General features: G+C 42.7%; 19 protein-coding genes and 1 other RNA gene. 13 read left to right on the top strand and 7 right to left on the bottom strand.

Going from position 1 to position 22932, the window contains the following annotated elements:
- Positions 1-25 precede the first annotated feature (25 nt).
- Both G3W54_RS08250 and G3W54_RS08245 read right to left on the bottom strand, forming a co-directional pair.
- Positions 26-820 (bottom strand): thymidylate synthase, encoded by a 795-nt coding sequence (locus G3W54_RS08250; protein WP_162652601.1) that lies wholly within the window; start codon positions 818-820, stop codon positions 26-28.
- A 132-nt stretch (positions 821-952) separates the two neighbouring features.
- Entirely contained in the window at positions 953-1267 is a 315-nt protein-coding gene (locus G3W54_RS08245; RefSeq protein WP_162652600.1) for a DUF2853 family protein, read from the bottom strand.
- 142 nt (positions 1268-1409) lie between these two features.
- On the opposite strand from G3W54_RS08245, the gene ssrA reads away from it, so the two are divergent.
- The 3 genes from ssrA to G3W54_RS08230 all read left to right on the top strand — a co-directional run bounded on the left by ssrA (position 1410) and on the right by G3W54_RS08230 (position 2643).
- Positions 1410-1780: a transfer-messenger RNA gene (ssrA, locus tag G3W54_RS08240) on the top strand.
- A gap of 140 nt (positions 1781-1920) precedes the next feature.
- A complete protein-coding gene (locus tag G3W54_RS08235) occupies positions 1921-2448 on the top strand; it encodes an SspB family protein (protein WP_162652599.1) in 528 nt (175 codons plus the stop codon).
- 15 nt (positions 2449-2463) lie between these two features.
- Positions 2464-2643: a DUF4169 family protein gene (locus tag G3W54_RS08230; RefSeq protein WP_162652598.1), complete on the top strand. Its 180-nt coding sequence runs from the start codon at positions 2464-2466 to the stop codon at positions 2641-2643.
- 12 nt (positions 2644-2655) lie between these two features.
- On the opposite strand, the gene G3W54_RS08225 is transcribed toward G3W54_RS08230, so the two are convergent.
- Both G3W54_RS08225 and G3W54_RS08220 read right to left on the bottom strand, forming a co-directional pair.
- On the bottom strand, positions 2656-6561 hold the full coding sequence (locus tag G3W54_RS08225; protein WP_162652597.1) for an AsmA-like C-terminal region-containing protein: 3906 nt from the start codon (positions 6559-6561) through the stop codon (positions 2656-2658).
- Positions 6562-6672: 111 nt separating this feature from the next.
- On the bottom strand, positions 6673-8088 hold the full coding sequence (locus tag G3W54_RS08220) for an FAD-linked oxidase C-terminal domain-containing protein (protein ID WP_162652596.1): 1416 nt from the start codon (positions 8086-8088) through the stop codon (positions 6673-6675).
- A 113-nt stretch (positions 8089-8201) separates the two neighbouring features.
- Here G3W54_RS08220 and G3W54_RS08215 point away from each other — a divergent pair, with 113 nt between their 5' ends.
- Both G3W54_RS08215 and G3W54_RS08210 read left to right on the top strand, forming a co-directional pair.
- Positions 8202-9845 carry a chloride channel protein gene (locus tag G3W54_RS08215; protein ID WP_244627861.1) on the top strand — a complete coding sequence of 548 codons (1644 nt, stop codon included), beginning with the start codon at positions 8202-8204 and terminating at the stop codon, positions 9843-9845.
- A gap of 205 nt (positions 9846-10050) precedes the next feature.
- On the top strand, positions 10051-10806 hold the full coding sequence (locus tag G3W54_RS08210; RefSeq protein ID WP_162652595.1) for a pyridoxine 5'-phosphate synthase: 756 nt from the start codon (positions 10051-10053) through the stop codon (positions 10804-10806).
- A gap of 45 nt (positions 10807-10851) precedes the next feature.
- Here G3W54_RS08210 and bfr read toward each other — a convergent pair whose 3' ends face one another.
- Positions 10852-11337, bottom strand: coding sequence for a bacterioferritin (bfr, locus tag G3W54_RS08205; protein ID WP_162652594.1), 486 nt, complete (start codon positions 11335-11337; stop codon positions 10852-10854).
- Between the two features lie 125 nt (positions 11338-11462).
- The gene (locus G3W54_RS08200; protein ID WP_162653615.1) at positions 11463-11783 is read right to left on the bottom strand and encodes a (2Fe-2S)-binding protein; all 321 of its coding nucleotides are present in this window, start codon (positions 11781-11783) and stop codon (positions 11463-11465) included.
- 175 nt (positions 11784-11958) lie between these two features.
- On the opposite strand from G3W54_RS08200, the gene G3W54_RS08195 reads away from it, so the two are divergent.
- From G3W54_RS08195 to sthA, 5 genes are all read left to right on the top strand, one after another.
- Positions 11959-12612: a TetR/AcrR family transcriptional regulator gene (locus G3W54_RS08195; protein ID WP_162652593.1), complete on the top strand. Its 654-nt coding sequence runs from the start codon at positions 11959-11961 to the stop codon at positions 12610-12612.
- Between the two features lie 57 nt (positions 12613-12669).
- A complete protein-coding gene (gene ilvC, locus G3W54_RS08190; RefSeq protein WP_162652592.1) occupies positions 12670-13689 on the top strand; it encodes a ketol-acid reductoisomerase in 1020 nt (339 codons plus the stop codon).
- 176 nt (positions 13690-13865) lie between these two features.
- Positions 13866-14435 (top strand): hypothetical protein, encoded by a 570-nt coding sequence (locus G3W54_RS08185; RefSeq protein WP_162652591.1) that lies wholly within the window; start codon positions 13866-13868, stop codon positions 14433-14435.
- A 305-nt stretch (positions 14436-14740) separates the two neighbouring features.
- The gene (locus G3W54_RS08180) at positions 14741-15583 is read left to right on the top strand and encodes a hypothetical protein (protein ID WP_162652590.1); all 843 of its coding nucleotides are present in this window, start codon (positions 14741-14743) and stop codon (positions 15581-15583) included.
- A 133-nt stretch (positions 15584-15716) separates the two neighbouring features.
- A complete protein-coding gene (gene sthA, locus G3W54_RS08175) occupies positions 15717-17108 on the top strand; it encodes a Si-specific NAD(P)(+) transhydrogenase (protein WP_162652589.1) in 1392 nt (463 codons plus the stop codon).
- Here the strand turns inward: sthA and G3W54_RS08170 are convergent.
- On the bottom strand, positions 17105-17704 hold the full coding sequence (locus G3W54_RS08170; RefSeq protein WP_162652588.1) for a LysE family transporter: 600 nt from the start codon (positions 17702-17704) through the stop codon (positions 17105-17107). The genes sthA and G3W54_RS08170 overlap by 4 nt on opposite strands.
- A 173-nt stretch (positions 17705-17877) precedes the next feature.
- Between G3W54_RS08170 and G3W54_RS08165 the strand changes: the two genes are divergently transcribed.
- The 3 genes from G3W54_RS08165 (at position 17878) to G3W54_RS08155 (ending at position 22756) form a co-directional block, all read left to right on the top strand.
- Positions 17878-19053: a PLP-dependent aminotransferase family protein gene (locus G3W54_RS08165; protein ID WP_162652587.1), complete on the top strand. Its 1176-nt coding sequence runs from the start codon at positions 17878-17880 to the stop codon at positions 19051-19053.
- A 57-nt stretch (positions 19054-19110) separates the two neighbouring features.
- The gene (locus tag G3W54_RS08160; RefSeq protein WP_162652586.1) at positions 19111-20220 is read left to right on the top strand and encodes an endonuclease/exonuclease/phosphatase family protein; all 1110 of its coding nucleotides are present in this window, start codon (positions 19111-19113) and stop codon (positions 20218-20220) included.
- Between the two features lie 172 nt (positions 20221-20392).
- Positions 20393-22756, top strand: coding sequence for a mechanosensitive ion channel domain-containing protein (locus G3W54_RS08155; protein WP_162652585.1), 2364 nt, complete (start codon positions 20393-20395; stop codon positions 22754-22756).
- Positions 22757-22932 lie beyond the last annotated feature (176 nt).

Raw genomic sequence — 22932 nt, 5'->3', positions numbered from 1 at the left:
ATGATCCGGCAGTTGATATGTCTTACTAAACAGCAATCGGTGCTTTTATATTCGGTTCAGCGTCGTAGTTCTCCAATTTGAAGTCTTCGAATTTGAAATCAAAAAGGTCGGTGATGTCTGGATTAATCCACATCGTTGGCAACTGTGTTGGTGTTCGCGTTAATTGCAACTCTGTCTGTTTGAAATGATTGTGATAAATATGAGCATCTCCCAATGTGTGGACAAATTCACCTGGTTTGAGGCCTGTGACTTGCGCAAGCATAAGTGTCAGTAATGCGTAAGAGGCGATGTTAAACGGGACACCCAAGAATATGTCCGCGGATCGTTGGTAGAGCTGGCAAGACAGTTTGCCATCAGCAATATAGAACTGGAACAAGCAATGGCAGGGTGGTAGCGCCATCTCATCGACCAAAGCTGGATTCCATGCGGATACGATATGTCGGCGTGAGTTTGGATTATTTTTGATGCTATCAATAAGTTTTGTTATCTGGTCGATACTTTCTCCATTTGGAGTGGGCCAAGATCGCCATTGTGCACCATAGACAGGCCCAAGATCGCCGTTTTCATCGGCCCACTCATCCCAAATACGTACGCCGTTGTCTTTAAGGTACTTTATGTTCGTATCGCCTTGCAAAAACCATAAAAGTTCATGAATTATTGAGCGCAAATGCAGTTTCTTTGTCGTTAGAACAGGAAACGTTTCTGAAAGGTCAAATCGCATTTGATGGCCGAATACCGAACGCGTACCAGTTCCTGTGCGGTCACCCTTGTCATGCCCATTTTTCATTACATGCTTTAACAGATCGAGATATTGCTGCATTGTCTTCCTATCAGGATAGAATCATTGTTGTTAAGCTAAGGTAATTGATGTTTGAAACAAGTAGGATGGTTGGTTTCCAACAAAAAACCCCGCACTGGGGCAGGGTTTGCTGTAGTTACAAAATTGGACGAATTAGCTTGCTAACTCACCTAGTTTGCCAAGTTCTTTGGCAACAAGGTAGTAAAATGTGACGCGAGATTTTGAACGATCATCGCTCATTGTTTCGCAAGTTTTTGAAACAGCGTCCTCAGCTTTATCACCTGTGACACCTAGTTTTTTGCCACACCATTTTTCAACAACGCGATCAAGTTCACTTGTGTCTGAGCACGCTACCATTGATGAATCTTTGTTGCGAAGCGCAATGCCAAGATGACTTACGATCTTCTTTACAACGGCTTCGTCCGCACCGGAATCATATTTTTGTACGTCTGCTAGATAATCACTCATAAAATTTCCTCACCTATTCCCCATAATCGCAAGTTATTTGCTGTTCTATCTGCTAATAAACACATGTTTTATGACAATTTTGCAAGCAAAAACCATTAAAATTGCGATGAATTCTCCCTGATTTCTGAATTTTAATCTGATGACCCTTTTCATGAACTTCATAAGGCACTATATATAGGAGGCTACCTTGTGTAGCTATGGTAATAAATTGGCAGTGTAATAAACCATTCGGACCCGGGGGCGGTACCCGGCGCCTCCACCATAATTTGATCCTTCTGATCAAGATAGATCTAATTATGATGGGGGCGAAATAGGATCGACGAGGGCGTAAAGATTGTACTTTTACTCGGCATTGTACCACCGTTATCGGACTAAACTTGTAGTTGCAAATGATAACAACTATGCGGAAGCACGTCTAGCTGCTTAATTGCGGTTCGATAGTTTCACATTAAGTCCTAGTTGTTCGCACGACTAGGCGGGGTTCGAAGGCACCTGGCAACAGAAGCCTTCACTTTTTCTTCAAAATTTTGGTAATTGTTTGGTTTAACGTAATATTGCGGTATATTTAGTTGAAATCGACTCGGTTTATTTCTATAGCGCTTTAAATATTTTAGGTGGCGTTGAGATAAGTTGGCGCAAGTTTGGGGATAAATATGTCGCAAGATCAAATTCGTTATGACATCTTGGCACAAGAAGCGCTTAGAGGCGTTATAAAAAAAGTGCTGATCGAGACTGCTGCTGCCGGGCAATTGCCCGGGGAGCATCATTTTTTCATAACCTTTCTTACGACAGCTCCTGGTGTTCGAATTTCAAGCGCTTTGCAAGAACGTTATCCGGATCAGATGACTATCGTTGTTCAACATCAATTTTGGGAGTTGAAAGTTACGGACACATTATTCGAAATCGGGCTTTCGTTTTCTGATCAACCGGAAAAGTTGGTTGTGCCATTCAGTGCTATTAGAGGGTTTTATGATCCTTCGGTTAATTTTGAGCTAGAATTTGATAACTTGATAACTGAAGAAGAGCAGGCAAGTGAAGATCAAGCAGATGCTGATGTTCAGACGCTTGAAACAAAGCCCGTTGTTATTGAAGATAAAACTTCCGATGATGATGATGAAAAAGAGCAAGGTGATGCCAGCGCAGATGTCGTGTCGTTGGATGCTTTTCGCAAAAAAACTTAGATATTGAGCACTCTAATGGCAGATAATGTTGTTAATCTCAGATTAGTTCGAAAACAAAAGAAGCGCTCGGACAAAGACAAGGTCGCTGAGCAGAATAGAATTAGCTTTGGCCGCACAAAAAGCGAAAAGAAGTTGACCGACCGATTAAATCAGAAAGCAATTTCAGATATCGATAAAAAGAAAATTGAAGATTGAGTCTATTTGAAATTACTCACTGGTTGGCGCATTTAAAGGTAAGACAATAATGCCATCAATCGTGGCCGAGTCTTGATCACCTCTTAAAATTCGTTCGACAGAATTTTCCCAGTTTTCGGTCTTTATCTTAGCCTTCTCTTCTTTTGCGGCAGCAGCTTTTTGTTCTTGCTCTTTCGCCAGCCTTTCAGCCTCTTCTGCAGCTAACTGTGCCTTAAGTTCAGCGGCCTTTTCTTCCTCCTCGGCACGTTTTTGTGCTTCGGCTAAACGTTTTGCCTTCTTTTCCTCCTCGGCAATGCGTGCTTGCTCCAAGGCCTTCAAACGTTTTTCCTCTGCTTCTTGTTCGGCTTTCTCTTTTGCCAATCTCAAAGCTTCTTGCTCGGCTAAGATACGAGCTTCTTCCTCTGCTTTTAAACGTGCCTGTTCTTCGCGTTTGAACTGTTGGTCTTTCACAAGTGAAATTTCGCGTCGCAGACTTTGTTTTTCCAAGATGCTGGCTTGAAGCAATTCGACGCGCCTGCGTTCTCGCTCATAGGCGCGAATAGATAGAAAGTTACTCATCGCATTGGCATCCACCGAACGCGAAGGGGCTTCAATGGGACCGTCAAATATGTAGGTTAGTTCAGAGGTTGCGCCTGTCTGTATTTCAAGTTGGGGGTCGTGAAGTACATCTACTTTTACATCCATTTTTCTGGTTGGAATGTTAAATTTGGCTTCGCCTGTGAGACTAAATAAAGCATCGTCAACTTTGAAGCTTGAAAGCCGTTGTTGTCCACCAGTAATTGTAAAGGGCAGGGATAGGCTCTCAATGTTGTAATCGCTCTCCGATACGAGCTGACGACTCAGATCAGCTATTGTTTCGGGTGTAATCTCAAGGCCTTGTTTGTCCACATTGGTCAGCAATCCATCTAAAATATCAGGGTTGAAATTTGAGATTTTAATATTGCTGATCTTGTAAAGCCCTCCTCCATTTAACGATTCCGTGATGGTTGATAAGCTTGTGCCGGCGCCCTCTATATGGCCTAAAATATCTATCTCGCCTTCAAACACCGGTTGTTCGTTATTGATCCAGGTGAAATGATTGAGATCAGCACCGGTGAGGGTGCCTTTTAAACTTGCAAATGCTTTCCCGTCTGGGTTTGAGATGGACAGGTCTCCAAGAAACTCTCCACTAAACCATTGGCCGGATATATCCGATATGGCTATATCACCCGGTCCGATGGCTATCTTAGACGAGAAATTTTCTACTGTTTCAGTGTTAGGTATGAGCAATTTGTTTGCAGATAATTTCAATTCTGCATGAGGTGTAAACTCATATGGTGGAAGAAAAGATGTTGAATTCCAGGTCTCATCAGACAAGGTTTGAATGCGAACGCCGAGCGCTAGTTCATAGAACCATTCTAGCTCTAGTTGGTCTACATTAAGATGACCGTTTACGCGCAAATTTCGTTTGCTGCTATCGAATACCAATTCACCACTAAATTCGTTTCCGTCTGCGTTACCTTGAATGTTTTTAAGTCCAATGACCTCACCAGAGGTTTGCATATCTGCACTAAATTTTAGCGGTTGTCCGGTGCCAATCGCAGGAGGGTTTTGGCCTAAAGAGAGTAGGAGTGGTTCAATGTCGTCAGAGTTTACTTCGAGTGCGAATTCACCAGTAGCAAGAGAAATATCCTCGTTCTCGTCAGATAGTAAAGTTCCTTCAAGGGCGACTCTTGTAGAGCCGGATGTTAGTTTTGCTGCTACATCAGTGTTAGTAGAATTAAGTTGAGATATTTCAAGATTAATTTCCGCACTTTCTTCAAAATCAAACGGTAGAACTTCAAAACCTAGTTGCGATAATAGTTTTGCGCTTTGTGGATTGCTTGCGGTAACATTTGCTGCAAAGGATGCGGTGGATGGACTGGCCAATATCGCACCGAAATTTTCTGCTCCTTTGGCTATGAGAGTTATTTCACTTTCGTTGATCTTGCCATTTAGTATGAATTCCGGAATTTGATCGTCTGCGATTGTAAGATTTCCGGTTAAGTCCATGTTGGAAAAATATGATTGATTTCTTCGCAACCGTTCAACAACTGGATGTCTATTTGATATGCTTCCTGCGAGTGAGAAGATATCGTTTGCACTATTGGCAGAAAAATTGAAATCGATACTCCCGGTAGGTTTTTCAAACAGGTTCTCAAGCGAGCCAAACAATCTACCCTTAGCGCCTGCAAAATTGCCGAACGTAATTTTATCAAGGTTTAAACTTCCCGACCTCCAAGTTGCTATCGCTGCAACCTCTTTAGCGGAAAGGTGGGTATATTTCATGACTTTTGCATCAACTTGAACCGCTACGTCATGGTTAAGAAGACCACCGCTTTCATCAATTGTTTTATCCAAATTTATAAGTCTTGCTACGGCAGCTATTCTGTCTAAGTCAATTTCATCACCAATCAAATTTACTGTCAGTGATGGTTTCCGTTTAGGAAGACTTTGTCGTTCTGCCTTGCCGTTAATGATAGCGGTGCCGAGTATCAGTTCCAGATTTTCCAAGCGTTGAATTTTTTCATTGATCAGGACATTTGCTGAAAAGCCTGCTGTGCCCATTTTTCGTATAACAGGGTCCACACTTCCGATTAGCCATGATGAAAATCCTGATGGTTGGCGAGAAGCGACCAGCATGTTTCCTTCAAAACTAGGGCTTTCGCTAAGTTGAAGGCTACCTCTTGCTTCGATGCTCGTTCGGCCAGGTAATTTCGCTTCAAATCGGTCGAGATACCAGCCTCTGTCCATCGGTCTTGCTCGTAGTTCAACCTCGCGAATAGTGGTTTGCCCTGCGACAACGGCTGGAAGGGATAGATCTATTTGACCAGGCATGTCTGGGATAGGGATATCTTGGGCGATCTCGCTCAATCGAATAAAGCCGGACGTGATATCTGTATGTGGTTTTTCTTGGTTTTTTGTAGCGGCAAGTTGGGTTAGATCTATTTGTTGTCCCTTCGCCGTTATTGAAAATTCAGGCTTGGAGCCGGTATCAATAAGCGCCTTACCTTCGACAATGTAAGGATCGGATGTTTTTCCTGATGTTAGCCTGTAAGTGGGGATATCAAGTCGCTCGCTATTGGCTTTGAATTCACCTTTGATATTTAATGAAAGTAACGATCTGAATTCTGCACTCGTATTAAGAACATTCTTATCTGATTGTTTTGCTACGGAAAATTTACCAAGGTAGGAAGGCTTATTGTTAATGATTTTGGCATCGCCTTCACTTTCTAACTGCAATGGAAAGCCATCGATTGATAGTTTGGATCGCAATCGAATATGACCATCTTCATTGGCTATCCCCGTGTTTAATGTGTAGTTGAAGGTGTGATCTTCAAGTATAGCTGAACCGTTGATATTCCACGGACCGGAAATTTCTGGTGCAGCAAGTGTCGCGTTAATACCGGAAACACGTTTTCTACGTTGGTTTTGTAGATCAACAAGGGTGATCTTACCGTTTGATACTATGATATTTTCTAGAACCAGCGTGTTGCCCGCGAGTTGTTTTTCGCTCCTTAAAGCCCAATCAAGAGTTCCATCTTCAAGCAGAGTAACTGTCAAATCAGGTTCAACAATCTTCATGTCGAAAATTAGAATTTCTCCACTTAAAAAAGGAGTAATTTCTAAATCGGCTTCGAATTGCTTGGCAGTCATCATTGGTTGACCGGAGGCGTTTTCTCCGACAGTTAAGTCATTAAATGTGAGGGACGGGAAAGGGAGTATCCGGAGCTCAGCATCACCATTAACAATGACTTTTTGCCCTAATATGCGGCTTGCTTGTTTTTGAAAGTCTGATCGATAATCTGACCAATCGATAAAATACGGGCCGACGAGAAGTGCTATTAGCCCAAGAGCGAGCAAACCACCAAAAAAAATAAACAACCGAACTAAAATCATGGCTCTATGTTACACTCTTTTGTTCTCGCTATGACAAGTTTAATATGATGAGATTGCGCTAGATGTTACTTTTAGTACTTAAGTGCGGTGAATTTAAGTAACGCAACGGTTTCATTTTGTTTGTCCGTTCAATTGAAAAACCTTACCCGGGTTCATTATATTTTTTGGGTCCAGTGCTTTTTTAATCTGTCGCATAATATCCACACTATCTCCAAGTTCTAGATCTAAATATTTTTGCTTTCCCTGTCCGATGCCATGTTCACCCGTGCAAGTTCCATCCATCTCAATTGCCCGCTTACTTACGCGTGAGGCATATTCTCTTACTCGAACAAGTTCATCATCATCATCAGGATTGATCATGACTTGAGTATGAAAATTTCCATCTCCGGCATGTCCAATAATTGCGCCGAACAGGTTCAATTCAGCTAGATCTTGTTGAGACTTTACAACACATTCAGAAAACCGGGATAAGGGCACACATGCATCCGTCGTAATCATATCAGTATTTGGTTTAAGGCTTTTCATTGCCCAATAAGCATCATGGCGTGCTTTCCAGAGTTTGTTTCTTTCTTCCAAAATAGACGAAAATTGTGGGTCTTGTGCGCCAAAATCCTTTGCGATTTCAGCGAACATTTCTGCTTGTTTTTCAACATCTTCCTCCTCTCCGTGTAATTCGATAAAGAGCGTAGGTTTCTCAGGATTATCCATGTCAGAATAAATGTTTGAAGCTCTAATTTGCACGGCATCCATAAGCTCTATTCTTGCAACAGGGATACCCATTTGGATGGTCATGATCACCGTGTTTGTAGCTGCTTCAATGTCGTCAAACACGCAAGTACCGCTCAATATACTTGACGGGGCACTATGTAGTTTCAGCGTTATGGCTGTTATTACACCTAAGGTGCCTTCGGAACCAACGAAAAGCCGTGTTAAATCATAGCCTGCGGATGATTTGCGAGCGCGATTCGCTGTCTTGATCTTCTTTCCATCTGCCGTGACAGCTTCAACTGAAATTACATTCTCGCGCATTGTACCGTATCTGACAGCATTTGTGCCTGAGGCGCGCGTGGCAGTCATTCCGCCAATTGTTGCGTTGGCTCCAGGGTCGATGGGAAAGAAAAGGCCTGTGTCCCTTAAGTAACTGTTAAGCTGTTCGCGGGTTACCCCGGGTTCGACTGTGCAATCCATATCTTCTGAATTAACTGAAAGGATTTTATTCATGCCGGATACATCGATTGAGATGCCGCCGTTTGCAGCATTTATCTGTCCTTCAAGAGATGTACCAATTCCAAACGGTATAACTGGTACTTCATATTTAGCGCAGGTGTTAACAACTATAGTAATGTCATCAGGATTATCTGCAAAGACAACTGCATCTGGAAGTTGGGAAGGGAGAGATGTCGTTGTATGAGAGTGCTGTGAACGTACGCTCTCACCTGTGTTGATTTTTTCTCCTAACTGCTGCCGCAATACATCTATCACGAGAGAGACTTTTTCAGACCGTTGCTCGGAACTTGCCGCAGGCATATGTTATCCTTCCAAAAAGCTTTGATTCTTTATGATAGGGTTCGTCTAACTTGTCTAGATTTTAGTGATTTAGTGCACGAAATTGAAGCAATATAAATGGATGGGGAATATAATTGCTCTTTGAAATCACCAGTAAAACCATAGGGCTTTTTTCTCAGTGGATACGGCCTAACTTATCCAGCTTTACAACACATCGACAGCCTCTAATTTGGATGCTTGGCATTATAATCGGTATTGGCGCAGCAATCCTTGTTGTCTTGTTCAATGAATTTATCGGTTTTGTACAATATGTTTGGTCAGGTGAACGGAGCGAAATTTTTCTTGCTAAGCTTAAAAATGTACACTTCCTCGTTATCTTACTAACGCCAGCTGCCGGCGGGTTAATTGTAGGTCTACTGTTGCAGTTTGTATTGAAAATACACCGCGCTGGAAGTGTAGCTGATGTTATGGAAGCTCGACATGTTTCTGGTCGTAAATTGAGTTTTCGAGAAGGTGTTTGGTCAGCAATTGTAACTGTCATTTCTCTTGGGGCAGGAGCAAGCGCAGGTCGTGAGGGGCCAGTCATTCATCTTGGCGCATCATTTGCGAGTTCACTTGCAAGCAAGATGAAATTGCCAGAAAAATCGAGTAGAACATTGCTGGCTGCGGGAGCTGCATCTGCCGTTTCTGCTAGCTTCAATGCGCCGATTGCTGGCGTATTATTTGCTCATGAGGTCATACTGGGGCACTATTCTGCTCGTTCTTTTGTTCCAATTGTATTGTCTTCGGTATCAGGTACTGTCATTTCCCGACTTTGGTTGGGTGAAGATACGGTATTTTCTATTCCAAGTTATGAAATTATCTCATATTTTGAATTTCCGGCTTTCTTCCTTTTGGGAATGGTTTGTGCGTTTGTTGCTATTATCTTCCAATTTAGTCTGTTCCTCGCGGACTATTCGGCGAAAAAGCTTGACCTTCCGTTGTGGATCAGACCCGTTCTTGGTGGTTTAGCATTAGGGATAATCGGTACTTACTATCCGCAAATATTGGGCATTGGTTATGAGACGACAAATGATGCTCTTTGGACAAGAATTCCCGTTATGCTTATGGTCGTTTTGATCACGCTAAAAATATTTGCATCGGCTCTCACGTATGCCTCCCGATTTGGTGGTGGTGTGTTTTCACCAGCTCTTTATTTAGGTGCGCTTACGGGTGGTGTATTCGGTATTACTGCGGCAGGAATATTGCCAGAGATGGCCTCTGATCCAGGTCTATATGCAATTTTAGGCATGGGGGCGGTGGCTGCAACTGTCATTGGAGCTCCGATTTCGACAACGGTGATCGCGTTTGAATTGACGGGAGGATATACACTTTCTATAGCATTGCTTCTTACAATCGCGGTTTCTCACGGGATAAATCAGGCTATCCATGGTCGCTCCTTTTTCCATTGGCAGCTTGAGTTGCGTGGGTTGGATGTAAGACACGGGCCGTACCGCGCAATGCTGAGGAATCTTTGGGTTTCTGATATCATGATTGAGCTTGATGGATCTGCAAGTGGCCAAGGTGATGATGTTCTTGCTGAGGGCGATGTTTTGGTTTTGAAGCCGACAGATAATTTTGAAACTGCATTGAAATTGTTTGATGAAACAGGTGAGATGCGGTTGCCTGTTGTTGGATCAAATGATCACAGAAAAATCATTGCATGGGCAGAATATACCAACGCGATCGACCTTATTAATCAGTCGCTTATAGATGTTCAGGAAGAAGAACATCAATGATGTTGTCGGAGTATGAAACCTGACATGTGATGAAACTTGAGAACAGTTTAGTTTACTGTATCAAATTGCAGCGCCTTGCGTTATGCAATCTCAGAATAAAGCTGTCACACATGAATTTTTTAACTGGTTACATCAATTTATATTGGTATTCATAGACAATGTACTAGCGTATATTAAGATAGTGTTTGAAGTGGAGGTTAGTGAAATGCCTGCTAAATTATCTGTAAATTTGAATGCGGTCGCCTTGCTTCGAAATAGGCGTGATCTGCCTTGGCCAGACGTCGTTGGTTTAGGGCGTATTGCGTTAAATGCCGGGGCTCATGGTTTGACGGTACATCCAAGACCTGACCAGCGGCATATAAGGTTTTCAGATTTGGCCCCGCTACGTGCGCTTATTGATGATGAATTTCCCGATGCTGAATTGAACATTGAAGGCTACCCAACAGGTGAGTTTCTGGAGTTGGTCGAAAAACACGAGCCCGACCAGGTGACGCTTGTGCCAGATGATCCATCTCAAGCGACATCTGATCATGGATGGGACTTTATTTCAAACCACAATGTTTTGGTGCCGATAATAACGCGCTTAAAAACAAAGCAATTTCGCGTATCGTGTTTTTGCGACCCTGATGTTGATGAAACCCAAATTATTGCAGCTAGTGAAGCTGGTTCTGATCGGATTGAGCTTTATACTGGTCCCTATGGCAGTACTTTTGACGATTCGGATGCTGCGGAGAATGCTCTCGCTGATCTTTCTCATACGGCAGGTTTTGCAGCCAAATATGGGATGGATGTTAATGCGGGGCATGACTTAACCGTCGCAAATATGCCAGGATTGGCAGGTGCAGTTGATAATCTTTTAGAAGTTTCAATTGGAAATGGTTTAATTGCAGACGCACTTGAATTTGGGATGGAAGGAACCGTAAAGCGGTTTTTGTCTGCTAGTGGCTGGCCGACGACTTAGTCTGGGTAACGTTTAACGACAGGCGTTACCCAGACATATTGATTATTATTCCGCAGCGTTTGCTGGTTCGGCATTTAGCTGGCCGTATTTCTCAACGCCAATATTTTCCAATAGCTCAAGTTGAGTTTCAAGGAAGTCGATGTGACCTTCTTCATCGGCCAATAGATCATCGAAAAGACGCATCGAAACGAAATCACCTTCAGCTTCGCATATTTTGCGAGATTCTGAGTAGGATTTGCGTGCACCATATTCGCCTTCCAGATCAGCCTCTAAAACTTCCTTGATGTTTTGGCCAATTTTAAGTGGTGCTATGGTTTGCATATTCGGGTGTCCACCGAGAAAAATAATGCGGTCGATCAGCTTGTCAGCATGTTGCATCTCTTCAATTGACTCCTCGCGTTCTTTCTTTGCAAGCAAAGCAAATCCCCAATCATCAACTAGACGATAATGTAGCCAATACTGGTTTACAGCTCCAAGTTCTAAAAATAGAGCTTCATTCAATCGTTCAATAACTTTTGCGCTACCCTTCATGGCTAACCCCTTCTCTTTAACATAGGTTGGATTCCAGTGGAATCTACAGATTAGAATAATTCTAAAGTAGTGATTTGCGTGAGTTTGTCTAGGGGGAAGGAGTGGTTTTTTAAAGAAAAAAGAAACTAAGCTTGTTTGCGGGTCTTTAGTTGACGATGCCGAGCAATCATACGTGCTGTTTCACAGGCATCATGATGCTTTTTCAATTTATCCATGAAGCAAATAATCTCTGCTGAAGGTGTCTGTTGTTCTTCATGAAATTTTTGAGTTGTTGCGACGATGATGTCCACAACACCAGGGAAGCATCCGCAGCATTTCCCACGTGCATTCATCGCATGGTATACAACACCGGGGACAATTAGGCGCCAAGGGTCATCTTGGAGAAGCTCAATTATGACTTCTTCAATTTCTCGTTTGGAAATAATATTGCAGCTACAAACAATCATACGCATCAACGTTATTTAACATGAATAATTAAGTCACCTTATTATCCAGCCGCGCGTTGGAGTCAATATATTTTGATCCAAGATGACGATTCCGCTCATTAATTGGCAAAAATGGTTGACGACGACATAAACTTGAAATATTGAAGAACCGTACCGTACGGTACTGGAGAAATTAATGTTGCAAACTGATCATTCAGGTGTCCAAGATTATGGACAATCCGAACTGACAATACGTCAGAAAGAAGTGTTGGAAAACGCTCTGGATTTGCTTGTTTCCGGCGGCGGGAAGGCGTTGACGACTGCAAACATTGCGCGGGCTTCAAATTGTTCCAAAGAAAGTCTCTATAAGTGGTTTGGTGATCGCAATGGTTTGCTTGCTGCAATGATGACGGTTCAAGGCAGCAAAGTAGGAGCTGTTTTGAATAATGATGTTTTTAAAAGTACGGCTGCATTTAAAGAATATCTCGTACGTTTTGCAACCGAGTTGCTTACGGTTTTGTCGGGTGAAATTTCATTAGCATTAAATCGGCTTGCCATAGGGCAGGCGAGTGACGAGGCTTCTCAGCTTGGGCCGCTTTTGATGAAGAATGGTCGCGGATTGATTGAGGCGCGTGCACACGCATTTCTCAATTCGGCGAAGGATAAAGGCTTTTTAAAATTTGCGAAGGTCGATGAAACTTATCGAGTTTTATACGGGCTTATCGTTTCAGATTTTCATGTGCGTTTGTTGCTCGGCGATAACAATAATATGAGCGCAGATGAAATAGAGAATACTGCCAACCAAGCGGTTGAACAGTTTTACAAGTTGTTTGGCTCAATAAAGAGCTGAGTGAGAAAATAATTAATAGAAAAACAGACATAAGTCTTGTTATTGGAAGGATATAAAATGCGCGTTTATTATGATGCTGATGCGGATCTAAATCTCATCAAATCGAAAAAAGTTGCAATCATCGGTTACGGTTCACAAGGTCGTGCTCATGCTATGAACCTTAAAGATTCTGGCGCGGAAGGTATTGTTATTGCGCTTCGTGAAGGCTCTCCGACAGTGAAAAAAGCTGAAGCAGATGGTTTTGAAGTTAAATCAGTTGCAGACACAGCTGCTTGGGCTGACTTTATGATGATGGCGGCTCCTGATGAGCTTCAGGCCGATATCTATAAGGATCATATTGCGGCGAACATTCGCGATGGCGCTGTGATTGCGTTTGCCCATGGTCTTAATGTTCATTTCGGTCTTATTGAACCAAAATCAACAGTAGATGTTGTTATGGTTGCACCGAAGGGTCCTGGTCACACAGTGCGCGGCGAATACATGAAGGGCGGTGGCGTGCCATGCCTGATCGCTGTTCATCATGATGCTTCTGGTAATGCACATGATCTTGCATTGTCATATGCTTGTGGCGTTGGCGGTGGTCGTTCAGGCATCATTGAAACAAACTTCCGTGAAGAGTGTGAAACTGATCTATTCGGTGAGCAGGTTGTTCTTTGTGGTGGTCTTGTTGAATTGATCCGTGCTGGCTTTGAGACATTGACAGAAGCTGGTTATGCGCCTGAAATGGCATATTTCGAGTGCTTGCACGAAGTAAAACTCATTGTCGACCTTATCTATGAAGGTGGCATTGCAAACATGAACTACTCAATTTCCAACACTGCTGAGTGGGGCGAGTATGTTTCAGGTCCACGCATCATCACAGACGAAACAAAAGCTGAGATGAAACGTGTTCTAACTGATATTCAAACTGGTAAATTTACATCCGATTGGATGCAAGAATACCGTGCTGGTGGTGCCCGCTTTAAAGGTATCCGTCGCTTGAACGATGAACATCAGATCGAAGAAGTTGGCGCAAAACTTCGTGGTATGATGCCTTGGATTGCCAAAAATCAGTTGGTTGATAAAGCTAAAAACTAGAGCGATTTTCAATTTTGATCTCTTTTGCCAACCCCATCCAATTATTGATTTTATTAAATAATTGGATGGGGTTGGTTTTTTTGTGCCAAATGGTGCATTGCATCTACATTACTTTGTAGTTTTGACTATCTATTTCTTATTAAGCCAAAAGGCTTCAAAATCTTAGGGACTTGCAGATGATTAAACGTTTTTTTGTATTACTTATTGTTCTTGTTAGTATTACTGCCTGCCAAACAAAGCCAGATCCAGCCACAGTGAATGCGGTTTCTAATTACTACGCCCAGTCGGTTGTCGTTAATAGATCTTTGCGGTTTAGCACAGGAGTTAAATCACTCGGAGATGAGTCGTCCGAGGTTTTGGCACAAAAATTTTCGGATCAAGTCAAAGCGCGTGTTACTGCTGATTTACCAAATTTGATGACTGGGCAAAAGCCAGCCCGTCTTGTTATTCTTTTGGATAAAGCCAGCATAGCTTCTGGTGTTGGTCGCGTTGCGCTGGCTTCTGATTCCTATGTCAGCGGTGTCGTAAGCATTGTTGATGTGGACACTAATGCGACTATTGCTGCGCACAAAATTAGAGGAGAGGATCGAGGCAGTAATAATGGCTCTTCAATCAATGGTATCCCTGTTGGTTTAATTTATTCCGCTATCAAGAATGTCTCAACGGCTAAGACGGACAAGCGTATTGATTTAATTGTTACTTCCTTTTCTAATAATTTAAAAAAATGGCTCAAAAATGCGCGATAGGCTTGCCGTCTGATTGTTAATTTTATTTGCGTCATTCGCAAGTTTGTCGAATAATTAAGCCCTGTGCATTTGCTCAGGGCTTAATTATTTATGAGAATAGTTTGCTATTTATTTGAGTGCAAATTTGCTCAAGGGGGCTGTTATGGTTTCCCAAATCTTAACGATATATCGCGATTTCTGGCAATGGTAAGTTAAGCCGCACTTAATACTAGAGAGGTATTCTTGATCGTAGATGGTGCATGTTTTTTTAAGGCATGCCATATTCAATTTGTGTTCGGGGGGACACGGAGTAACGGACAAGTATTATGATTTCAGCATATGCAGGTTACCAACAGTTTGCCAATGTATCACTCCAACAATCTGGAAGTGATAATGGCGGGCAGCAAAAATCGGCACCTCCTGGCCCTAGAAATGTATTAGGTGCGCTGCAGGGGCATACTGATGGTGCCAGACAGGCTTTTGATAAAGCTGCGTCGCAGATCCTTACCTCCTTCCTAGATAGTATGCAGAACCGAATTTCGGATGAACCTGTAAAGGGTGGGAATAATGCGGGAAGTCTTACCCAGCTTACAAGCGCCGAATTTGAGAGTTCGCTTTCTGTATCTGCATCCAAAAGCGATGGCCGTGGCAACAGCGCGGGTCTTGATTTGGAGTCTTATGCAGGACTTTCATTCGATATGGAGCAAGTCGACGGCAAGTTAACAAGTTTTAATCTTGATTTTGAGATGTCGACTGCGTTCTCGTTCGAGGGCTCCAATGCTTCGGGTGGATATCAAAATATTTCTTATTCAAACACCCAATCGTTTAGTATCAGTTTCTCTGTAACCGAAGATGAGAACGGAAATTCAATTTCCACATTGTCTTTCGAGCGGTCGGAAGTAACGCAAGCATCTTATATGGCCTATGGTGACCAGCGCGGCCTCGGGTTTGGCGGTGGTCCTGCAAGTTTAAATGATATGGCGAGCCTGTTTGATGGTGGTCCAAGCGGTTCTCTCGGTCCTCAACCTGCCGGACAAAACCCATTAACTGCTGAAGCTATTGTTGATCTAGAGATGGAAGCCGCGCTTGAAATTATGAAAACAATTGCAGAAAATGCGCGCGAGCAGTTGCCAAGTCTGTTTACTGACTCATTTTACAACGATTACTGACGCAAATTCCTACAAGTAAATAATTGGGTTCGCTTCTGTTATGAAAGCGGACCCTTTTTGTATGGGTAAGCCCGACGCAATTAGAATATGTTTTTGATGAGATGAATTATCCATTCTATTTGGGGAGAATGCATTGGATCATCATGACCTTATTGTTATCGGCAGCGGGCCAGCTGGGCGCCGTGCGGCAATTCAAGCCGCTAAACTGGGGAAATCAGTCTGTGTTGTTGAAAAAGGCAGACGAGTGGGTGGCGTTTCAGTTCATACTGGTACAATTCCATCAAAAACTCTACGAGAAACCGCGCTGAATTTAAGCGGGTGGCGAGAGCGCGGTTTTTATGGTCGTGCATATCGTGTGAAGGAAAACCTTTCGGCTGATGATTTGCGCGAGCGTCTGCATATTACGCTTAATCACGAAGTTGAGGTGCTTGAGCATCAATTCGCACGAAACCACGTGGATACAATCAAAGGTGAAGCAAGGTTTATTGAAGAAAAAAAGATCTCGGTGCATGGAGAGGATGGCGAAATTAGTGAACTTGCAGCCGATAAATTTCTTCTCACAGTAGGAACAAAACCATTTCGGCCAAAAGACTATCCTTTCGATGGTAAAACATTCTTGGATAGTGATGAGATTTTGGATTTGGTGAACCTGCCGCGTAGTATCGCCATTATTGGTGCAGGCGTGATTGGTGTTGAATATGCGACTATTTTTAATGCGCTGGATGTGCATGTTACCTTGATTGAGCCGAGGGACTCTATGCTCGATTTTGTCGATAAAGAACTAATCAGCGATTTTACTTATCAGTTGCGTGATCGCGGAATGATTCTACGATTTGGCAAGAAAGTTGAAAAAGTGAAGAAACTCGATGGAGCTGGATGTCAGATTGACATGGAAGATGGACGCTCAATTAAGTCGGATATGGTGTTATTTGCTGCCGGCCGGATGGGTGCAACAGATAGTCTAGGTTTGGAAAATTGTGGGATTGAGTGCGATCATCGCGGGCGTATTTCCGTTAATGCAAATACCTTTGAAACAAGTGTTAATGGCATATATGCCGCTGGTGATGTTATCGGGTTTCCTAGTTTGGCTTCGACGTCAATGGAGCAGGGTCGAATTGCTGCGTGCCATGCGTTTGGAGAAAAGGCGCATGAACCGCCAGAATATTTCCCTTATGGTATTTACGCTGTGCCCGAAATTTCGACTATTGGCATGACGGAAGAAGAAGTTAACGAACGTAATATTCCCTATGAGTGTGGCATAGCGCGTTTTCGTGAGACATCGCGCGGACATATTATGGGTCTGGAAACAGGCATGTTAAAAATGATATTTTCATTGAAAACACGTCGATTGCTTGGTTGTCATATCGTGGGTGAGGGAGCTACAGAGCTAATCCATGTTGGTCAGGCGGTAATAAATCTTGGTGGCACGCTTGAATATTTTGTTGAAAATACATTCAATTATCCGACGCTCGCAGAAGCTTACAAAATTGCCGCGCTGGATGCTTGGAATAAAATGCCACATTAGTTGGCGTAGAATTGTGCCCATAATGCTAACCCTACAACGGCTATGAGCGCTATGGCCATGCTTATATTGATAAAATGCTGAATTCTCGCGGATAAACTAAGCCTATGTATCGTTACCCCCATAGCTAACCACAATATGTGGATACATAGCCAAATTAGATTTAATGCAAAGAATTTGAATGTAATCTCTGTAGTGAAACTATCAGGCCAAATTGAGAAGCCCGTAAATAGGCTTGTATTAACGACATAAGCTTTGGGATTGATGATTTGCAGAATAATGCCGCCGCGTATTCCAGGTGATTTGCTGGCGCCAATAAATGCAATTTTTGAACCTGAGAATGCAATCTTATATGCTAAAAAGAACATATAAGATACGGATAAAACGAGTAGAATATTTCGAATGATTGGCGCTGCTAGCAATATGGCCGCTAGACCTGTAGCAACTGCAATGGCAACAATGTTTTGACCGATAAGCAGACCGATTAGATATCGAAAGCCATGTCTGTAGCCATATGCTGAACCAACGCCGGCGAGCGTCAAAACACCGGGACCTGGTGTGGTTAGAAGAAGAAACACTGCAATTATAAACGTAATCAAATGTTATTCCGCAAGTTCAATTTCATATGAAACAAAGTGTATGAGTTCCGTTAAACCTTATATCTATTTTTCCAAATAGGAAGTTCTGCACATCAAACAAAAGAAAAGTGTTGCAATTTTCAATACGTCAATATATCTGACTAGGTCAGTAACACTGACATAATGAGAATCCGATGAATATATCAGACCTATTCGCAAATCGCATGAAGAATATGCAAGCTTCAGAAATTCGTGAACTTTTGAAAATTTTGGATCAAGATGATATTATTTCTTTTGCAGGCGGGATTCCTGATCCAACATTGTTTCCCAAGAAGCGATTTGAAAGTGCTTTTAGCAAAATTCTTAGTGGCAAGAATGCAGAACAAAGCCTGCAATATTCGGTTAGCGAAGGGTATTTGCCACTGAGACATTGGCTTGTTGAGTATATGGCGAAGCTGAATGTTGATTGTGATGTCGATAATATTCTCATAACGTCGGGATCGCAGCAGGCATTAGATTATCTTGGAAAAATGTTTCTCTCTAAGGATGATGTAGCCGTTGTCGATAATCCGACATATCTTGGAGCATTGCAGGCATTTAGGCCTTATGAGCCTGAATTCGAACCGCTTCAAATCGAGCAAAAACGGAATGGGCGAGCAAAGTTTATTTATACTGTGCCTGATTTTGCAAACCCAACGGGAGTTACACTAAGTGAACAGGAGCGGCGCAGAATTCTTGAGAGTGCCGAGATATCAGATTCAATTATTATCGAGGATGCACCCTATAAGGCCTTACGTTATTCTGGATCAGACCAAACCTCTATTTTGGCGTTGGAAATGGAAGATGGGAAACCTGTCGATGATGCGCGAACGGTATTTTGCGGAAGTTTTTCGAAGACTCTCAGTCCGGGTTTACGAGTAGGGTGGGTCTGCGCATCAAAGGAAATCATCGAAAAGCTGGTGCTCATAAAACAGGCTGCGGATCTACATTCGCCAACAATAAATCAGATGGCCGTTCATGAGGTCGTGCAACATGATTTTAATGAACATGTTGAAGGTCTCAAGTTGGTTTATTGCCAAAAACGTGATGCCATGTTGGGCGCGTTGGATGTAAATATGCCAAACGGCGTAAGTTGGACAAAACCAGAGGGCGGTATGTTCATTTGGCTGAAATTGCCAGCGACAATGGATGCGACAAAGCTGCTAAAACATGCATTGCATAAGCACAAAATCGCATTTGTGCCGGGGCATGCATTTCATGCAAATGGAGAGGGAATAAATACATTGCGGCTAAATTTTTCGCATCCAAGTATTGAGAATATCCAAACGGGAATAGCTGAACTTGGTCAATGTATATCAAACTTCACTTGACCTTGAGTGCAAAAAAGCCCAACCCTCATTTCAGGATAATGAGGGAATGTGGTCAGTATGGTATTGAGAATAGCGACGTTTAACGCTGAAAATCTATTAAGTCGTTTTGATTTTTCCGGTTTCGAACGAGATCATCGTCAAGATCGTGTCAATCAATTGTATGATCCGAAAGACAAAGAACAATATAAGCAGATGGAGATTGCTCGGATTGTTTCTCTAACAGATGATACACGACAACTCACTGCGCTTGCTATAGCAGATACTGACGCTGACATTGTCTGCCTGCAAGAAGTTGAAGATATCGATACATTGAGTGCATTTGAGCGTGGCTATCTCTATAAGATGGTTGGTGAAGGTTATCGCCAGAAATACCTAGCGGAAGGCAATGACCGTCGGGGCATCGATGTTGGTGTTATGATGCGCGAGCAAACCAGAGACGGGCAGGACATAGAATTTGTACGTATGCAAAGCCATGCCCATGTAACCTATGAAGATTTTGATCTATTTACCGAAGAATTGTCAGAAAGATATAATCCTAAGGATCGCATTTTTAAACGTGATTGCCTAGAGATTGACGTGCTAGTTGGTGGTAAACCGTTGACCATTTATGTCGTCCATTTTAAATCAATGGGATCTTCACGAAATGGGTTGGATGGAAAAACCTATACGATGCCAGTGAGGGCGGCGGAGGCAAAGGCAGTTCGCAAAATCATTGAAAAGCGTTTTGGTAAGGGGAAGACTGACAGTAAACGCTTTATCATTTGTGGGGACATGAATGACTACGATGAGCGTGTTGTCGTAACTGGTGATCGAAGAACAGGTTATGATTTTAAGGTTGAGCACGAAAAACACAGTGCAATAGATGTTTTTCTATCTGATGGTTTTACAGAAAATGTAATGCTACGTAGAAATGAATTGGACCGTTGGACAGTTTACCATACACGTGGACCAGATGTGCAGCATTTGTGTCAACTTGATTACATTTTATTATCTCCAGCCCTCGCAAAATCGTCTGCAAGCATAAAGCCGGATATAATTCGCGCCGGCCAGCCTTGGCGTACAGTATTTCCCGATGGGCAGGACGTAGAGCGTTATCCACGTGTCGGTTGGGATAGGCCGAAAGCTTCGGATCATTGTCCTTTAGCGATGTCGATCAATATAGTGTAATTTTTTGAAATTCTGATTGGTTGATTGGGAAGATGATGATCGTTTGTTATTTTACAGACCATCCAAAAGAATGCCGCTCCATCTGAAAACAATGTTGGATTGGTGTTTTTAAAAAACTATATGATAAAGTAACCTTAAATCTAAAGAAGCACTTGATTCCAAAGGCTAAGATATGAGTAATTTTTTGCGATTTTTCATTGCAATGTTGTTTGTTAATTTCAGTGTGCTGACGGTTACATCTGCGCAGAATATTTCTCCGTCTTTTGAGCGAGATCAAAAGCAAATCGAGTCTTTTGAGACCCAGATACAAATTTTGGAGCGGCGGTTTACCGATAACCAGGAAAATGAAGATGAGCTTATTAAGTTACGCACGGATACAGAGGATTTTCTAGCACCTGTTTTGGAGATGCTTGATCGACTGCGTGCCGAAGGCGTTAAGGACAAGGAGCGCCTTACCGCGCTTGGCGATGCACCCGCTGATGGTGCAGAACCCGAGGCTGAGGCGATCACGGTAGAACGCAATAAACTAACCGAAAACAGTGCGCTACTTACCGTATTTATTGGGAAGTTGGATGGAGTTGCTGCTGCCGGTGAGGATTTAATTTTTGATATTGGTCTTCTGCGTCGGGATATGTTCACCTCGCAAGTGTTTGAACGCGTGAAGATAGATACGATTTCGTTTGAAAATATTACCGCAGCATTCTCGCGAGAATTTGCCGTATTTAAAGCAAAGACATTTTCTTGGCTTTCATTCGTCTGGCAGTTTAAAAAACAAAGTGTCCTGATTTCCATTGCATTGTCTATACTTGCGGGTATGGCGATTTTTTTTGGTGGGTACAGGTATTTTGGCCAGTTTATACATAATGAGAGCACTCGTGCCGAACTAAGCTTTGGAAGTCGGCTCAATTCGGCTTTTTGGTCAGCTATTATTCCCACCCTGTCGGTCGCAGCTTTTGGTGTAAGCACGTATTTTCTGTTGTTGAACTTCGGTGTGTTGCGAGTGGACTTTGCGTCCCTATTCGCACGCGTTCTTCAGGCTATTGTTTTGCTCGTTCTCGTTTTGAAGCTGGCGTCAGTTATCTTGGGGCCGTGGGCACCTCGTGGGCGATTATTGAATTTGACAGACCAAAGCGCAAAGGCTCTTTATGGTCTGGCAGTTTTCACGTTTTTAATTCAGACCGTCAGTTATCTTGGTGCTGGTGTGCGTGAATTGTTGAACTTACCTATCCAGAGCAGTGTTCTTCAAGCATTTGTCGAAACAGTACTTTTTGCACTTATATTGATTATCACGTCGCAACTGAGACCGCTGGTTCCGAAAGACGAGAGCTCTGGTAGTCATGGCGAACCTTGGCCGCTATGGGTTCGCCTGCCAATGTTGATGACAGGGGTTGGATTAATTTTTAGCTGTTTGGCTGGTTACGTTGCATTGGGTGCGTTCATGTCATCGCAAATCATTGTCACGGGCGCTATTTTGATTGTAGTTTATTTTGGATTGCTATCTGGAAAAGCAATTATGCAGGAAAATGCTTTCGCCGAATCTCTTTTGGGTAAGCATCTGATTACAACTTTTCAGTTTTCACAGAGCCTATTGAATAGTCTTGGTCTTGTTACAGGTATTATTATCAACATCCTTTTATTTGGGCTTGGTCTGTCATTTGTGCTCTTGCAGTGGGGGTATCGGCCGCAGGAGTTGATTACTGGGGGGCTTGATCTTTTTACTCGCATACAAATTGGCGGAATAACAATTTCGATTGTTAATATCGGAATTGGCCTCATCCTCTTTGCTATAGGTTATTTTGCGACGCGCCGCTTCCAACAATGGTTGGATCGTAATATTTTAAGTCGTGGTAAGGTTGAGTTAGGTGTTCGTAATTCTGTTCGCAAAGTTATCGGATATTTTGGAATAGCTGTTGCTGCGATGATCGCGGTGAGCGCCGCAGGATTTGACTTATCCTCGCTGGCACTTGTAGCTGGTGCGCTTTCATTGGGTATTGGTTTTGGACTTCAAACTATTGTTAGTAACTTTGTATCTGGTCTTATTCTTCTGGCGGAAAGACCCTTTAAGGCTGGTGATTGGGTAGAGACAACCAGTGTGCAGGGCATTGTAAAAGAAATATCCGTTCGTGCTACTGAGATTGAAACTTTTTCCCGTAAATCAGTTATCGTACCGAATTCAGAGCTGGTAAATGGTGCTGTGGGGAACTGGACCCATCGAAACTCTATTGGACGTGTTGAGGTTCCGATTGGTGTTTCATACGATAATAGCCCCAAGAAAATCATGGATCTATTGCTGGAGATTGCGGATGAAAATCCAAATCTTCTTAAAATACCTGAACCAAGTGTTGAATTCGTTGACTTTGGAGCGTCATCACTGGATTTTTCTTTAAGGGGATTCCTTGCGGATATTAGCAACGGTTTCAACGTTCGTAATGAGCTGCGTGTCGCAATTTATGATCGTCTTCAGGCTGAAGGAATTGAAATTCCATATCCTCATCGGGAGGTTTACTTACACGGGCCTGAAGAATCTGAAAACTAAGATGGTGAGTTATTTTATTTGACGCACCCCTTGTGTATTGAAATTTATAGATAAAGTTATCTTCTATAAGTCTGATAACTCATCTTTTGCATAATTTTTTGTTGAGCTATCGCTATTTTGACATTTTATTCTGTCAAAAAATCTTACTTGCAATTTTAATCTAATTGGCTAGTTTA

It is taken from the genome of Lentilitoribacter sp. Alg239-R112 (assembly GCF_900537175.1).
In the GTDB taxonomy this organism is placed as follows: Bacteria; Pseudomonadota; Alphaproteobacteria; order Rhizobiales; family Rhizobiaceae; genus Lentilitoribacter.
Note: the sequence above shows the minus strand (reverse complement) of the source record. Positions and strands in the feature narration are given on the sequence as shown.